This window comes from Methyloceanibacter sp. wino2, from assembly GCF_003071365.1.
GTDB lineage: Bacteria > Pseudomonadota > Alphaproteobacteria > Rhizobiales > Methyloligellaceae > Methyloceanibacter.
The window spans coordinates 2,634,566-2,650,076 of the sequence record NZ_CP028960.1 but is presented as its reverse complement, the minus strand read 5'-3'; the positions used below and the strand labels follow the sequence as shown (position 1 = coordinate 2,650,076).

The window sequence follows — 15,511 nt, the reverse complement described above, 5'->3', positions numbered from 1 at the left end:
CAAGCGCGCCGCGCAAAGTGCGCGACGCGTTCAACTCGTTGTTCAGCTGCTATGGCAGGCAGTTGAGGTAGGTCTCCACATCCCATTCGGTGACGGTGTGGTTGAAACGCTCCCACTCGTCCCGTTTGTATTCGCTGTAGAGACGGTACATTTCGCCGGGCATGCCACGCTGCACGACCTCGTCGTCCTCCAAAGCCTGGAGCGCCTCGCCGAGATTCATCGGCAGCCGCTTCACGTCCTTGCCGGCCGCGATGGCTTCGTAGATGTTCCGCTCCTCGGGCTGACCCGGATCGAGATTGTTGTCGATGCCGTCGTCGGCGGCCGCCAGGATCGTGGACCCCATCAGATAAGGGTTCACCATCGAGTCCACGGAGCGGTATTCGAACCGGCCAGGCGCCGAAACGCGCAGGCCCGTGGTGCGGTTCTGGAAGCCCCAGTCGGCGAAGATCGGCGCCCAGAAGCCGGTGTCCCAGAGACGGCGATAAGAGTTCACCGTCGAGGAGCCGACCGCGGTCAACGCGCGCAGGTGATGCACGATGCCGCCGATAGCCGCGAGCCCCGCCTTGCCAGGCATTTGCGGGTCGTCGCCGTCGGGCATGAACGTGTTGTCGCCGCCCGAGACGTACATGTAGTTCTCACGCATGCCCGGCAGGTCGTCGGGGTCGTTTCCGGTCCGACGGAACACATCCTCACCGCCGCGCCACAGCGACATGTTGTGGTGACAGCCGCTCGCCGACACGCCCATGAAGGGCTTGGTCATGAAGCAGGCGATGATGTTGAACTCGCGCGCGACCTGCGCACAGATCTGACGGTAGGTGGTCAGTCGGTCTGCGTTCCGCAGCACATCGTCGTACATCCAGTTCAGCTCGAGCTGACCTGGCGCGTCTTCGTGGTCGCCCTGGATCATGTCGAGACCCATCCTGCGGGAATACTCCATCACCTTCATGTAGACGGGACGGAGGCTCTCGAACTGATCAATGTGATAGCAGTAGGGCTCGGAGTAGCCGCCGTTCGGCTTGCCGTCCTCGTCCTTCTTCAGCCACATCATCTCCGGCTCGGTACCGACGCGGAGCTGCAGGCCGTTGTGCTTCTTCTGGAAGTCCTGATGGAGACGGCGAAGGTTGCCGCGGCAATCTGCGGTCAGGAAGCCGCCCGGATTCTCTTTTTCCTCGCGGTTCCGGAACAGCGTGCAGTACATGCGCGCAACGCGTTTGTCCCACGGCAGCTGCATGAAGGTTTCCGGGTCGGGGATGCCGACGAGCTCGGCGGCCTCGGGACCGTAGCCGAAATATTCGCCATGCCTGTTGAGGAACAGATTGACCGTCGCGCCGTAAACGAGCTGGAAGCCCTTCTTCGCAACGCTCTCCCAGTGATCGGCCGGGATGCCCTTGCCCATGATGCGGCCCGTGATCGACACGAACTGCAGGTACAGATACTCAATTCCAAGTTCGTCGATCTTCTTCCGAACTTCTTTGACCAGCTCCTGGCGTTGCGGGTCATCTACATAGGTTTCGATATCCATTGACGTCTCCCTAACATCAACTCCACGGAAATGGGCTGTGGGAGACCGGATGCAGCTCACCCTTCGCAAAGCGCCCGAAGCGGAACGGCTCCAGTAGCTTGCTCTTCTCCCCAACCAGCTCTTGCGCGACGAGCTTACCAACCCCGATCATTTTGTAACCATGGTTGGAGTCGGCAATGACGTAGACATTTTCCCGGAAGGTATCGAACACCGGGAAGTTGTCCGGCGTGAAGCAGCCAAGGCCGCCGGACTTCTCTTTGTGTTTGTAGGCGGAGATTTTGCCTTCGAAACGCTTCTGGCAATGGGCCAGCATCGAACACCACATGTGGATGAAGTCGTCGCCGACGATGAAGTCCGGCGAGTCCGGCCCGTAAGGATCGAGGGCGACCTTGTCGGGGTCTTCGTCCACCTTGTACGGAGAAGCGCCGCCCTGAATGCCACCGAAGTTGAAGTCGGGCTTGTAATAGAGGCCCCACAGCTTGTCGGTGATCAACGACCCGTCGACGTCCGAATAGAGCGGCGCGTCGGTATCCACGTGAATGACCGGCGGCATGCTGCCGTTATTGGTCTTGTGCATGTCGGGATCGACGCCGAGCGTCCCCTCCTCCAGGCACCAGAATTTCCACATCGGCACGTCGTCGTGCATCGCGCCGTCGGGCCCTTTGATGGAGATGGCTTTCGGCAGCTCCAGCATGTCCCAGAACTTCAGCACCCAAGGACCTGCGCCAACGACCACCGCATCACAAGCGATCGTGCCGCGGTTCGTCACGACGCCCGTGACGGCACCGGAGTTGTTGCCGTATTCGAAGCCGAGAACCTCGACACCGGTCGCAATCCGCACGCCCTCTGCCTCGGCCTTGCCGGCCAGACCATAGAGCGAGGCCGTATTGTTGGCGTAGCCGCCGCGTTTCTCGTGCAGGACCGAGGTGATGCCTTGGGCCTGCCAATCGTCGAAGATGCCCAGCATGTATTTGCGGCAGTCGTCGGTCCCCTCGATGAAGGTGGACTCGTAATCGATGGCCTGCTGCTGTTCGTAGATCGTCGCCACATCCGAATGCATGCATTCGGCGCTGATCTGCATGTACCCGACAGGGTGATAGCTGTAGGCCTTGGGATCGCTCTCCCACACCCCGACCGAGTGCGCCATCAACTCGCGCATGGCCGGCTGGAAGTAGTTGTTGCGCACCACGCCGCAGGCAATTCCCGATGCACCGCCGCCGATTGACGCCTTGTCAATGACGAGAATATCCTCGCCGGACCCCTTGCCCGTCGCCTTGAGCTGAAGGGCAAGGTGATACGCTGTACTCAGGCCGTGGATTCCGGCCCCGATAATCACGTATTTCGAGCTGGCTGACTGTTCCATGAGTCCGTCTTCTCGCCTAAACTGCTGATATCGAACAACAAATCCTGTTGTTTCGTGTCAGTCTTCGTATGTTGAACCTGGTTCAACTTACCCATTCACTTCCGTGCAATTCCATACCCATTGGAGGGTAGGTGTCGGAATTGTGTCCGAGCGCCGGCGAGAATTGTCGCACCCATAAATCCTGATCATACGCCAAAAATGCCCCCAAACTCAACGTTTGCGGGGCCGGCTCGAGCCGGCGATCGCGCGGCCTCACTCTGAGGACATACGCCGAATGCCAGATGGCGGCCGGAACGGCCTTCCTCCTGGGGACTATCTCTTCGGGTGTAGTTTCATCAGTTGAAAGCTCAGCTATCGTAATTCACATGATGAAGGATCACTTTTGCTCGGTAGCCGACGCCGTCGACGATTTGCAACAGGGCCGTATGGTCGTCCTGATCGACGACCCGGACCGGGAGAACGAGGGCGACCTCGTGATGCTCGCCGAGCACGCGACGCCCGAAGCCATCAGTTTCATGGCCACGCAAGCACGCGGACTCATTTGTCTTCCGCTCCGGGAGGACGATTGCGATCGGCTCGGGCTAGAGCTGCAGCCGAAACGCCACAGCAACGCCTTCGGCACCGGCTTCACGATTCCCATCGATGCTGCCGACGCCCCGGGGCCCGGCATCAGTGCCCAGGCCCGGGCCCACACGGTCAGGCGTGCCGCGGATCCCGAGGCATCCTCGGTGGATTTCAACCGGCCCGGCCACATCTTTCCCTTACGGGCGAAGAGCGGCGGGGTCTTGGTGCGCCCGGGTCATACGGAAGCCATCGTCGATTTCGCCAAACTCGCCGGTGCGCGGCCTGCGGGCGTGATCTGCGAGATCATGAACGACAATGGCACCATGGCGCGGACACCCGACCTGCACAGATTTGCGCGGAGGTTCGACCTCAAGGTCTGCACGATCGAGAGCCTCGTGGCCTACCGTCAGCAGACCGAGCGGCTGTTCGAACCCGTCGAACTCAACCTCCCGATGCCGACGCGGTATGGGACCTTCATGCTGCATCTCTTCCGCAGCATCCTGGATGGCTCCGAGCATCTTGCCCTGACCCGCGGGATCACCGGGCCAACCGTGATGGGCACCCCACCGGTTCAGAAACCCGTCTTGGTGCGCCTGCACTCGGAGTGCATGACGGGCGACGTCTTCCACTCGCTGCGCTGCGACTGTGGCGAACAACGCGATGCCGCCCTTGAGCGCATCGCGGCGGCGGATTGCGGCGTCCTGCTCTATATGCGCCAGGAAGGACGCGGGATCGGGCTCGCCAACAAGTTGGCCGCCTACAGGCTGCAGGACGAAGGGCTCGATACGGTCGAGGCGAATCTTCATCTCGGCTTCCCGGCCGATAAGCGCGACTACACGATCAGCGCACAAATTCTGAAGTTTCTCGGCCTCCAGCGCATCCGTCTCCTGACGAACAATCCTCGCAAGGTCCACGCGCTCAAGGCAGATGGGCTGCAGGTCGTCGAAAAGGTGCCGCTCCGCATCGAACCCAATGCCGCCAACCAGCGCTATCTGGAAACGAAGCGCGACAAGCTGGGCCATCAATTGCCTCATCTGAACGCGATGAGCGGTGAAATGGATGGAACACAATCGACCTGATAGCGCCTCACCGGCGCGCGTGATCCGGCCATTACGGCTGCCGGAGATGAAGCGCGAAATCCCCTCCAACTCTCTGACTTGAGGACCCCATGGCCATCAAGGACCTGATCATCAGTTTTGACTCCCTCACGGCCCCTGACGCTCAACTGCCCTACGCTATTGAGGTGACCGAGGCGCTGGGTGCGCACGCGATCGGCGTCGCCCATGTGCCGGCGGGCGAGACGGCGCCGCGCGCGGAAACTCAACGGGCGATGGATCGTTTCGCGAGCGCCGGCGACCAGCGCGGCATCAGCTGGGAGACCCGTCTTGCGACATGCGCCACGGGCAAATTCGCAGAACAGCTGTCCGTTCAGGCCCGCCACGTGGACTTAAGCATCATTGGCCAACCGTACCCCGAGGGCGCCAATGGCAAACATCAGACGGCGCTCTACGAGGAACTGCTGTTCCACAGCGGCCGCCCTGTCCTTGTTGTGCCGTGGGCGGGACATCCCAAGCCCACGCCACGCACAGCCATCGTCGCTTGGGATGCGAGCAGCACGGCCGCACGCGCGTTGGCCGATGCCGTGCCCCTTCTGAGCCTCGCCGAAAAGGTGATTGTCCTCGTCGCCACGGACGACAAACAGTCAGACCTCGGCACGGATCCGGGAATCGACATCGCGCACCACCTGGCCCGGCACGACCTCAACGTCGAAGTCCGGCGCATTCCACTTGATTCCGAGACGCCGACCGCGGATCTCCTCTTGTCGCAGAGTGCGGTCCTCGGCGCGGACCTCATGGTCATGGGCGGCTACCACCACAGCCGCATGCGCGAGCTTCTTCTCGGCGGCGTCACCCGCACCGTCATCAAGACCATGACGGTCCCGGTCCTCATGTCTCATTGATCGGATTGCCGGGCGCGGTATCGGCGCCGCGGCAGACGACGCGAGGGGTCGGCCCCAGGGGCCGGCCTAAGATCCGTCCTTGGGACCGGGCTCGACGATGATCGAGAGAAACCGGATCGGCAGCTGTATCAGCTCCACAGGCCCGTGCGCCGTCGTCCCTTCGAAGAAGAGAGAGTCTCCTGGAGACAGCCGGTAGGGCTTGCCTCCATGCTCGTAGACCATTTCCCCGCCGAGCATATGGATGAACTCTACACCCGGGTGTTGAAACAGGGGAAACACTTCCGACGTATCGTTGAGTTCGATCATGTACGGCGACACGGACAGCTCCTTGCCGACGCCATGTCCCAACAGCTGATATTGGTGGCCTACCTTCGACCCCCGGCTCTCGATGAAGAGACCGCCGTCCTTCTTGACGTAGCAGCAGCCCTGCGTCTCCTGGTGCGTCTCGAAGAAGAAGGTCATCGGTACCTGGAAAACTCGGGACAAGGCGTGAAGCGTCGTGAGCGAGGGGAACGCATTGCCGTTCTCGACCTTCGACAGCATTCCTGAAGATAATCCAGTCAGTTGGGCCACTCTGGCCACGGTCATGCCGTGCCGGTTGCGCGCAGCCCGGACCTGAACCCCAATCGATAGAGCCACTTCCCGGCCCAGGCCTTCATCGTAGGTTTCTTCAGTATCGGCCGTCTGGCCGGGGGCGTCAGTCTTATCGAGGGCCATTGCTTAGTGTCCGTTGGTCGCCGCTGTGCTGCAGCGCAACACGCTATGCGAATACCAGCATAGCCGATTACTATTACCCCTGGCCATGAATATTATTCAATGATATTGAACAATGCTGCTGTGCTTGATCAAGGTCAAATGAGGAGGTCCGCCGCACCGAAGAGAGGGCGGCTTTTTTCCTAGGGATCTCCGCGCTGAGATGTCGCGATGGGCAAGGTGACACCAGACACGAAAAATGCCGAGAGGAATGCGGCATGACGGAAGCGCGAGGGACAAAGCTGGCCCCGCGTTCCGCATGGTTCGCCCCCTGCCTGGTCGGCAGCGAGCGAGAGCAAAGCCCGAGCACGACAATAAACCTGCTCAACAAGATTCTGACGCGCCTCCTCTCCGACCCGGACTCCGTAGAGCCCTTCGAGCTCGTTCTTTCTCACATCATGGATATGACCGATGCCCGGTCCGGTGCGATCTTCGTCAGCACCGAAAGCGGCCGGCAGTTGGTTCAGCTCGCGGTTGTCGGAGATGACGATCGGTCCCGCTGGCTCCACATTATCCGGCAGAGCCGTCTGTTTTCCTCCTTGGACACGCCCGAGGGCCCCAAGATCGTCGGCGATGTGACAGACCCGCATTCCTCCGTCGTCGTGCAGAGTTTCTCCCAAGGCATTTCGGGCATCGGCCTTCTCCTCTTACGCGTCGAGAGCAGCGAAATCCCTGTGTCCAGGACAACGCTGGAATCGTTCACCGAGTATCTCTCAGGCGTCATCGAGAGTGCACGATGCGCTCGCATGAAGCTGCGCAGCGCGCAGAGCGAGGAACGTGCCGCGATTGCGCGCGAACTGCACGACTCGCTCGCGCAGTCCATATCGTATCTGAAAGTGAAGGTAAGCCTGCTGCAGGACACGCTGCGCAAGCGTACCGACAGTGTTCCCGATATCGAAAAGACGCTTCAGGAAGTGCGAAGCACGCTCAGCACCGCGGACCTGCAACTGCGCGAGTTGATCACGACCTTCCGTTTGACGATGCGCGGCAGGACGTTTTCGCAAGCACTGGAAGATTCGATCGAAGAGTTCGAGCGCCGTAGCTCCATCGCCTTCGACTTGGACAACCGCTTGAAGGCGGGACGGCTGACGGTCTCCGACGAGATGCAGCTACTGCTTATTCTTCGCGAAGCGCTTTGCAACGTCGTACGCCACTCGCACGCGAGTCTTTGCTGGGTCAGCGTCCGCGTCCGCGACGATGGCGCCATTCTAATGCGGGTCGAGGACAACGGGGTCGGCATGCAACTCGCCCTGCAAGACGGCGAGCACCATCACGGCCTCATCATCATGCAGGAGCGCGCCCGCGCGCTCGGCGGAACGTTCCGCATCGAGGACCGTACGGGTGGTGGCACGCGTCTCAACGTGTATTGCCCCGGCACGGACGATCTGGGCGTCAATGCGATTGTCGACTGAGAAGGTGTTGGTATGGCTGAGTGCTGCAAAGTCTTGTTGGTAGATGATCATCCCCTATTCCGCTCGGGCGTCGCACAGTTGATCTCGTCTCAACCGGACTTCGAGGTCGTCGGCGAAGCCGCCACCTGCGACGACGGCGTGGCCCTTGCTGAATCGCTCGGTCCAGATCTCGTCATCATGGATATGCACATGGGCGAAGGGAGCGGACTCGAAGCGCTCCGGCGCATCAAGGAGGCCGAACTCAGCACCGAAGTCATCATGCTGACGGTGTCGGACGCCGAGACGGATTTTCTTCGCGCCGTACGGGCCGGGGCCAAGGGCTATCTGCTGAAGGGATCCGAGCCGGAAGAGATCCTGAACAAGCTGCGGCTTGCCGCGCGCGGCGAGTCGGTCTTTACCGAGCCACTGATGAATCTTCTGCTGGGCGCCATGCGCGATGGAGCACCGAAGCCCGCGCCCGACGCCGAATGCCTCACAACCCGAGAGAAGCAGATCCTGCAACTGATCGCTGCCGGCAAGAGCAACAAGCACATCGCGCGGGACCTCAACATCAGCGACGGAACCGTCAAGGTTCACGTGAAGAACCTTCTGCGAAAGCTGAATCTGCAGTCGCGGCTTGAGGCGGCTGTCTGGGCATTAACGCCCTGATACAACGTCGTGCCCCCTGGCGCCGATCCGCACCACGCAGAGGCTACTCTTGTTGGTCCGGCAGCCTTCCATAGGCAGATGTCCGAGTATCAACCCGACCCGACCCGACCGTACCTTTGGACTTAGACACCACAAAGCATCCCCGCGCTGAATGGTCCGCCTATTCCTCCAACGAGACAGTTGCGTTTGTCCCATCAGAAACTCTCGCGCTACACCTCGCGCTACACATAGACACTTGGCGAGTTGATCCACGCTCTGTTCGATACCACCAATGTAGTACCCATTAAGATCATCAACACTTTTGCTTGTTGACTAACCGATCTGCCGAGCGAGACTATCTTCAGTACGCCAAGGGCGAAGACCTGAGGATCGGACGCGCCGCACAGTCCAGAAGAGCTTTCGCGAAATGGGAAATACCACAATCAAACAACTGTCGGAGATCCTTGCGCGCGCAGGCTCCTTGTTTGAGACCGGGCCCTCCGGGCTCGTGCCGACCCAACCGCACCTCTTCGAACTGCTTCTGGATGCCGTTGAGACGATCGTGTTCGTGGCCGACACGGACGGTCGGCTCCGCTATGCGAATGCAGCTTGGGAGCGCCTCACAGGATTTAGCCCGGCAGACACGCGCGGGCTTCCGAACGCCTACTACCTCCACCCGCGGGATCAGGACCGCTGGGTGCGCTTCTTGGATGCATCCAAGCGCGACCCTGAAGGACATCCTGTTCTCGTTCTTCGCTTCCTGACGCGTTCGGGCGAAACCGTTTACCTGGAAGCCAGTGCGCAAGGGTTGATTTCCAAAGACAATGTCTGCCGCGGCTTCGTGGGCACGCTGTCGGAAGTCGGCAACCGCGTGCAGCAGGAGAATATCAGGGAAGCCACCCACCGGACCCTCGATATCCTGATCAACAACCTGCCCGGCCTCGTCTACCGTTGCCGCAACAATCGTCAGTGGACGATGGAATATATGAGTAAGGGCTGTGAGGCGTTGACCGGCTACCCGGCGGAGGCCCTGGTCAACAACAAGCAACTTACTTATGCCGACCTCATCCTGCCTCAAGACCGCGAACAAGTCTGGGAACACGTTCAGGCCGCCGTACGCGAGAACCGTCCGTTCGAGCTGATGTATCGTATTCAGACCGCGAGCGGCGATGTGAAGTGGGTCCTCGAGCGGGGACACGGCAACTTCTATACCAGCGGCGAACTTCTCGGCGTCGAGGGCTTCATCACCGACATCACGCGGGAGCGGCACGAACAGCTGAGACTGAGGGGCGACAGCCTCTACGATTCTGCCAGCGAACTTCCGACGCCGGCACTCTTCCTCGATCGCATCAAAATGGCATTGCTGAACGCCACGCCCGGCGAGCACCCAGCCATTCTGGTCGTCCATTTGAACCAGCTACAGAACTGGCATGAGTCGCTCGCACCCGAAGACAGAGAGCGGGCCCTGCTCAACATCGGGCGCCGCATCGAAGGTGCCCTGGACCGGTCGGACTCGTTGTGCCGCTGGACGCGCAATGAATTTGCCATCCTGCGCACGAGGACGCAGTCGGTCGACGACGCCATCAAGCTCGCCGAAAAGGTCCAAAAGGCTCTGCGCGCGCCTATCGGCGACGGCGATGATGCCTTCTTCCTCACGACGAGCATCGGCCTTGCAACCGGCTTCGAGGCCGCCACGACGGACAGCGCCGAAGACGTCCTTGGGATCGCCTCCGGCGCAGCGGCACGTGCGAGCAATCTCGGACTTGGCCGTATCGAGATTGCAAATCTGGACGATGCGCCTGCGGCCTAGCGCACATTCATAGCGAGACAGACGCGTCGCCCCAGTTCGTTAGGAGTCCTGGTCGCGCAATTCCTCGGCGATTTCGAACATGTCTCCAACGATGCCGTACTTCGCGATCGTGAAGATGGATGCTTCAGCGTCCTTGTTGACCGCGATGATGTTCGGCACGTGTTTCATGCCGGCCATGTGCTGGACGGAACCGGAGATACCCAGCGCCAGATAGATCTTGCACTTGGCGACGGTCTTCCCCGACTGACCGACTTGGCGCGACTTCGGCAGCCAGCCATTGTCGGCGATCGGTCGGGAACAGCCCAAGGTGAACCCGAACGCATCGGCGAGTTCCTTGAACTCCTCGACATTGTCTTCCTCGCCGACACCACGCCCGATCGACAGCATGTACTCTGCTTGCGTGATATCGACGTCGCCGGTTTGCTCCGGTTCGACAAAGGTCAGGTGTTCCGTGTGTGCTTCCGCCGAGGGCGCCTCGAACGAGGTCACGGCTGGGCTTCCGTCGTCTTCCAAGGGTTTGAAGACATTCGTCCGGACAGTCAGCAGTACGGTTTCCTTGCCCGGGAAGTCGACTTCCATATGCAGTTTTTCCGCGTAGGCGGCACGGACGGCAACAAGGCCTTCGGCCTCGAAGCGCATCTCGAAGACATCCGTCGCACAGCCGAACTGACCGCGTGCCGCGACTGCCGGTGCATAGCCCCAGGCATCCACGGTGTGCGCGCACATGATGACGGCCGGTTTCCGCGCCTCGGCGAGCGCCAAGACAGCAGCCTCATAGGTATCGCTCTGAAACGAGGCCACCGGGACGGGCACCTTCACGACTTCGTCGACACCGGCCTTCGCTACGAGGCCCGCGAAGTCATCCGGCGATTCCGCGATGACCGCGACGGTCACCTTGTGGCCGGACTCTTCCTTCAACGCGACAGCCGCGGCGATGACTTCCAGCGAGGCCGGGTTGAGTTGCCCCTGGCGATGCTCCGCGATCACAAGGATCTCTCCCATTATGCCGCTCCCTTGAGTTCTTTAATGATTTCCGCAAGGCGCGCGGCCTGCTCGGCCGGCGTACCTTCAATGAGTTCGGCCTGACCCGTCTCCGGCTTGTACATACGCCGAACGCGAAACGAAGCTAGTTCGGCGAGGCTGTCGCCGGATAGACCGAGATGGTCCAGAGACAGTTCCTCGACGGGCTTCTCTTTCGCCTGTTTCAGGCCGCGCAGCGATGCGTAGCGCGGCGTGTTGATGCCAAGCTGGATCGTCAGGACAGCGGGACACTCCACCGAGAGCTTCTCCACAAGTCCGCCCTCGAGCTCGCGAAGGAGCGTGGCCTTCGGGTCGCCCGGCGTCCACTCAATCCCTGTGACGACCGCCACATGCGGCCAGCCGAGAGCGGCCGCAAGGGCGACGCCGGTTTGGGCATAAGACCGGTCGGAAGACAGTGTCCCGGTCAGGATCATGTCCGGCTTTTCGCGCGCTGCGACTCCGGCGAGGACTTGCGCAACGACCGCGGGGTTTGCGTCTTCCAGCGCGTCGTCCCACACCCGAATGCCTCTATCGCCCCCCTTGGCGAGGCAACGGCGCAGAACATCCTCGGCATCGTCCGGACCGACGGTCACAGGAACGACTTCGACACCGTCCGACGCTTCCATAATGTTCAGCGCGGCTTCGTAGGAATAGTCGTCCCACTCATTCGCTTCGAAGTTCAGATAGTCGGGATCGACGTCCTTGCCGTCATCACGAAGCTCGAAGTCCTCGTCCACGACGGCGATCTGCTTGACGGGAACTAGGATTTTCATGGTCTTACCCTCACACCAATATTCCTTTCCGATGTTGTCCTCAGGTCGAATTCGCTCTGTTGATCAACGCGCTTGCAGCCGAGAAGCGCACTTGTGGTTCGGGATCGCTCAGCATCGCGACGAGGTCGGCCTCCGACAGGTTCCGATGCCGGGCCAGAAATGCGCGATTGAGCGGGTACGGATCTTCAAGCAGCAGCACCAGAGCCTCGCGGGGCGCGCCTGAATTGAGGATGACCGACCGGCGGACATCGGCGTCGGCGCTCCCAACGATACGGACGAGAAGATCGAGCTGCGCGCGCGGGTTCCGCCCCAAGGCCGACAGGACATCGGCATCGTCATCCAGTCCGAGCACGCCGATCACGTCGTCCGGAACATCGGCGCGAAGCGCGACCCCTGCCCGCACCCAAGCCACGCTATCCCGCGACAACTGTCGCAGCAGGCCGAGTGGGGTCGACCGATTGCGGCTCACGCTGCGCCGTACATCGGCCTCCTCATCGGCGGCAAGGCGAACGAGGACATCTTCGGGCACCGTCGGATTTCGCGCCAGCCAGCGCCGAACCCACGCGTCGGGATCGTCTGCAAGCTGCCGCGCGACATCTGCGGCCAGCCCGTCTCGACGGGCTTCCGCACGCCGAACCCGTAGACACGGATCCCCGGCGACGGCATCGGGTAGCGCCTCGTCCGGGGCGAACCCACGAATGGCCGCTGCGCGAACCGTTCCGTCCGAGTCTCCCAACAATCTTTCGAGCGATGCGATTCCGGCCGACGGATTGGACGCAAGCTTGCGCCGGACGAGAACCTCTGAATCCGTCAGGGCCGCATCCACGACGTCCTGCGGTGCAGAGGGATGCGCCGCGACCTCGGCGCGCGTGTAGGCATCGCCTCCTTTCCACAGGAGGCCGAGAATCTCCGCCGGCGCGTTCGGGTTTCCGGCCAAAGCCTTCTTGTCCGCGGGCCCTGCCACAGGATAGAGCGCGCGCAGCGTCGCCGCCGGCGTGTTCGGATTGCCGCAAAGTGCATGACGAACCGCAGGCGATGCGGACTGCACAAGCCCTGCCAGCGTGTCAGGGGACACATTCGCGTGCGCGGCGACGGCGACGGCCATCTCTTCGACGGGGCTGCCCTCGACAAGTTTGGCCAAGGCTTGTGGCGAAGCAGCGGGATTTCGCGCCACCCGCAAGCGCACCTTGCCGTCATCGTCTGTTGCCAGACTGTCCAACAGCGAACGCGGAACGTATGGCGCAGCGCCGAACTGACGCCTTGTCTTCGCCGTCCGGAACAGCAGCGCTTCGAGCTTCTGCCGCTGCGGGCGCGGCGCGGCACCGTGGACGGCAGCTGCCAGGTACACGTCTCCGGAGACTAGTGCGCGATCCACGAGGCTCATGATGGTCCTACTGGACACCTTGGACCGCTGCATCGGCCGCGCGCTGTTCCTCAGCCGCAACGACGCCTGCGTCCTCACCGAAATCCATGCATTCCTCGACGAGCTCTATGAGCTCCATGACACGGAAATTATCTTCGTTGCCGGTAGATTTGCGCGCGTCTTCGAACATGTTCATGCATTTGGGGCAGTTTACGACGAGCACATCGAGACCGTCGATCTTGGCCGCTTCGCGGACGCGATTCTCCGACGGCTTCTCCTTGTCGGTTGGATCGGCAATCCAGATGCGTCCCCCGCCAGCACCGCAACAGAAGGAGTTGTCCCGCGACCGCTCCATCTCGACCAGCTCCGCGCCGAGCATCCGGATGGACTCCCGCGGCGGCTCGAACCCCTTGTTCAGACGCCCGAGATGACAGGGGTCGTGATAGGTCACGCGCGCATCGAAGGTCTTCGACGGCTTGAGCTGCCCCGATGCCAGCATCTGCTGAATCATGGCGCTGGCATGCTCGATCTCGTACACGCCTTCGAAGTCCGGGTACTCGTTGCGGATCGTGTTGTAGGAATGCGGATCGGTCGTCACGATGCGGTTGAAGTCGCACCCCTCCAGCGTCTCGATGTTCGATTCCGCGACATGCTGGAAGAGTCCCTCCTCACCGACGCGGCGAACGTCGTTGCCCGCGTTCATCTCCGCTTCGTACAGAATGCCGAAATCGACGCCCGCATGATGCAGCAGGCGCGCGAAGGCCTGCGAGACCCGCTGATAGCGCGGATCGAACGATGCGAAATCGCCGACGAACCAAAGAACGTCGACCGGCTCCTTCCGCGCATCCTTGATCTCGAAGTCGAGCTTCTTGGTCCAGCCGGGCCGCTTGCGCTTGTTCTCGCCAAGCGAGTTGCCCTTGTTGTGGATGTTCTGCAGCGCTTTCTGGAGCGTGGGCTCCATCTCGCTGGCATCCACCAGCGCACGGCGCATCTCGACGATGATCGGCACATGCTGGACGCCCACCGGGCAAATCTCGACACAGGCCGCGCAAGTCCGGCACGACCACAACGTCTCCGGCCGCACCTGATTGACGCCATCGCCGATCGCTGCCAGACGATCCTGCGGTGGAAGGCTGAACCCTTCGAGGGTCGCGTTCGACAATTCGCGCAGTGTCAGGACAAGATCACGCGGCGACAGCGGAAAGCCCGTCGCGTTGGCGGGACACGCCTCGTGGCAACGGCCACATTTCGTACAGGCGTCAAGATTGAGAAGCTGCTCCCATGTGAAGTCAGTGATGGAATCCGCGCCGACCTTCTTCGCGGTGAGGTCGGCTTCCGGAAGATGCGCGGCAGGCTTCGCATCGCGCACCGCGAGCGAGGCCATCGCCGTGAAGATGTGCTTCGCCTTCGTGTAAGGAATGGCCGCGATGAAGGTGAGCGCCAGAAGGCCGTGGAACCACCATAGCCCGATGCGCAGGTCCCCTGCCCCGGCCGGCGTCAGGCCGAGCGCCTTGTAGCCGTAAGCGACAATCGCCCCTACCGGCGACCACCAGCGGTAGTCCCAGACGGTGGGGTCGGCCTGTAGCCAAACCAAGCGCGCGGCCTCGAGCATGAAGCCGGTGATGCCGAGCAGCACCAGGGCCCACAGAAACAGCCAGTCCTCGATCCGGTACCAGTCGCGGCCGTAGTCAGGATCGGAGGGAACACGATCAGGACGCCGGTAATTCAGCTTCGGAAGCGCCAGCCACTTCCGCCGGTACATCATGTACAGGAGGCCGACGACGAAGCCCGCGCCCGCAATGTCGAGTACCAGCGAGAACCAAAGATAGAAAGAGCCGTACCAGAACTTGATGCCGGCGATCGGCTCGAGAATGTCGTACTCGAGCGTAATGGTCGCCGTGCCGATGAAGAGCAAGGCGAAGCCGAAGAAGATCAGCGCATGATTGCGGCCGGCAGCGGCATCGCGGCGGCGGATCGTGCGATGCGTCAGCATCGCCTCGATCATGCCTTTGACGCCGGACCACAGGCCTTCTCCGGTCTGCGCGCGGCCGCGGGCGTATTTCCGGACCTGTGCGTAGCAGCCGTAGACAAAGACGGCGATCGCAAGGATCGCGACGACGTAGAATGACACCAGCATCCACGTCGGGAAATCTTGGAACAGAATTCGGGTGACCTGCTCCGGGTTCTGTCCCGCTTCGATCAACGTCGTCTCCTGACGGGTTGAGGGCGTTTCTTGGAACCCGCGCTCCCTGATCGCGAATCGTGTCGCTCAGGTCGGACCGTTCGGATTCCCTTGTGCCAAAGCCCCAAAGTTCGCTGTTGAAGGATCGTCCCGGGCGGGGGA

12 protein-coding genes are annotated in these 15,511 nt (G+C 61.6%); 5 read left to right on the top strand and 7 right to left on the bottom strand.

Features of this window, described 5'->3' with window-relative positions:
- Positions 1-49: 49 nt before the first annotated feature.
- Entirely contained in the window at positions 50-1,522 is a 1,473-nt protein-coding gene (locus DCY11_RS12535; RefSeq protein WP_108683164.1) for a glutamine synthetase family protein, read from the bottom strand.
- A gap of 16 nt (positions 1,523-1,538) precedes the next feature.
- Positions 1,539-2,885 carry an FAD-binding oxidoreductase gene (locus tag DCY11_RS12530; RefSeq protein WP_108683163.1) on the bottom strand — a complete coding sequence of 449 codons (1,347 nt, stop codon included), beginning with the start codon at positions 2,883-2,885 and terminating at the stop codon, positions 1,539-1,541.
- Between the two features lie 365 nt (positions 2,886-3,250).
- Between DCY11_RS12530 and ribA the strand changes: the two genes are divergently transcribed.
- A complete protein-coding gene (gene ribA / locus DCY11_RS12525) occupies positions 3,251-4,528 on the top strand; it encodes a GTP cyclohydrolase II (protein WP_245409367.1) in 1,278 nt (425 codons plus the stop codon).
- Positions 4,529-4,617: 89 nt separating this feature from the next.
- The gene (locus DCY11_RS12520) at positions 4,618-5,409 is read left to right on the top strand and encodes a universal stress protein (RefSeq protein ID WP_108683162.1); all 792 of its coding nucleotides are present in this window, start codon (positions 4,618-4,620) and stop codon (positions 5,407-5,409) included.
- Between the two features lie 66 nt (positions 5,410-5,475).
- On the opposite strand, the gene DCY11_RS12515 is transcribed toward DCY11_RS12520, so the two are convergent.
- Entirely contained in the window at positions 5,476-6,126 is a 651-nt protein-coding gene (locus DCY11_RS12515) for an XRE family transcriptional regulator (protein WP_108683161.1), read from the bottom strand.
- Positions 6,127-6,380: 254 nt separating this feature from the next.
- Between DCY11_RS12515 and DCY11_RS12510 the strand changes: the two genes are divergently transcribed.
- From DCY11_RS12510 to DCY11_RS12500, 3 genes are all read left to right on the top strand, one after another.
- Positions 6,381-7,574 (top strand): histidine kinase, encoded by a 1,194-nt coding sequence (locus DCY11_RS12510; protein ID WP_108683160.1) that lies wholly within the window; start codon positions 6,381-6,383, stop codon positions 7,572-7,574.
- Between the two features lie 12 nt (positions 7,575-7,586).
- Entirely contained in the window at positions 7,587-8,222 is a 636-nt protein-coding gene (gene narL, locus DCY11_RS12505) for a two-component system response regulator NarL (protein ID WP_108683159.1), read from the top strand.
- A 406-nt stretch (positions 8,223-8,628) separates the two neighbouring features.
- Positions 8,629-10,011, top strand: a complete 1,383-nt coding sequence (locus tag DCY11_RS12500; protein WP_108683158.1) for a PAS domain-containing protein — start codon at positions 8,629-8,631, stop codon at positions 10,009-10,011.
- A 39-nt stretch (positions 10,012-10,050) separates the two neighbouring features.
- On the opposite strand, the gene DCY11_RS12495 is transcribed toward DCY11_RS12500, so the two are convergent.
- From DCY11_RS12495 to DCY11_RS12480, 4 genes are read right to left on the bottom strand one after another with little or no spacing between them, the layout of a single operon-like run.
- Positions 10,051-11,013: an electron transfer flavoprotein subunit alpha/FixB family protein gene (locus tag DCY11_RS12495; RefSeq protein WP_108683157.1), complete on the bottom strand. Its 963-nt coding sequence runs from the start codon at positions 11,011-11,013 to the stop codon at positions 10,051-10,053.
- Positions 11,013-11,804: an electron transfer flavoprotein subunit beta/FixA family protein gene (locus DCY11_RS12490; protein ID WP_108683156.1), complete on the bottom strand. Its 792-nt coding sequence runs from the start codon at positions 11,802-11,804 to the stop codon at positions 11,013-11,015. The genes DCY11_RS12495 and DCY11_RS12490 overlap by 1 nt, the downstream gene beginning before the upstream one ends.
- A 40-nt stretch (positions 11,805-11,844) precedes the next feature.
- Positions 11,845-13,188 carry a hypothetical protein gene (locus tag DCY11_RS12485; protein WP_159079997.1) on the bottom strand — a complete coding sequence of 448 codons (1,344 nt, stop codon included), beginning with the start codon at positions 13,186-13,188 and terminating at the stop codon, positions 11,845-11,847.
- 7 nt (positions 13,189-13,195) lie between these two features.
- The gene (locus DCY11_RS12480; protein WP_245409366.1) at positions 13,196-15,370 is read right to left on the bottom strand and encodes a (Fe-S)-binding protein; all 2,175 of its coding nucleotides are present in this window, start codon (positions 15,368-15,370) and stop codon (positions 13,196-13,198) included.
- Between the last annotated feature and the right edge of the window lie 141 nt (positions 15,371-15,511).

Coding starts and splice junctions, on each gene's coding strand:
- DCY11_RS12535 (WP_108683164.1), bottom strand. CDS start 1,522: ATGGATATCGAAACCTATGTAGATGACCCGCAACGCCAGGAGCTGGTC.
- DCY11_RS12530 (WP_108683163.1), bottom strand. CDS start 2,885: ATGGAACAGTCAGCCAGCTCGAAATACGTGATTATCGGGGCCGGAATC.
- ribA (WP_245409367.1), top strand. CDS start 3,251: ATGATGAAGGATCACTTTTGCTCGGTAGCCGACGCCGTCGACGATTTG.
- DCY11_RS12520 (WP_108683162.1), top strand. CDS start 4,618: ATGGCCATCAAGGACCTGATCATCAGTTTTGACTCCCTCACGGCCCCT.
- DCY11_RS12515 (WP_108683161.1), bottom strand. CDS start 6,126: ATGGCCCTCGATAAGACTGACGCCCCCGGCCAGACGGCCGATACTGAA.
- DCY11_RS12510 (WP_108683160.1), top strand. CDS start 6,381: ATGACGGAAGCGCGAGGGACAAAGCTGGCCCCGCGTTCCGCATGGTTC.
- narL (WP_108683159.1), top strand. CDS start 7,587: ATGGCTGAGTGCTGCAAAGTCTTGTTGGTAGATGATCATCCCCTATTC.
- DCY11_RS12500 (WP_108683158.1), top strand. CDS start 8,629: ATGGGAAATACCACAATCAAACAACTGTCGGAGATCCTTGCGCGCGCA.
- DCY11_RS12495 (WP_108683157.1), bottom strand. CDS start 11,013: ATGGGAGAGATCCTTGTGATCGCGGAGCATCGCCAGGGGCAACTCAAC.
- DCY11_RS12490 (WP_108683156.1), bottom strand. CDS start 11,804: ATGAAAATCCTAGTTCCCGTCAAGCAGATCGCCGTCGTGGACGAGGAC.
- DCY11_RS12485 (WP_159079997.1), bottom strand. CDS start 13,188: ATGAGCCTCGTGGATCGCGCACTAGTCTCCGGAGACGTGTACCTGGCA.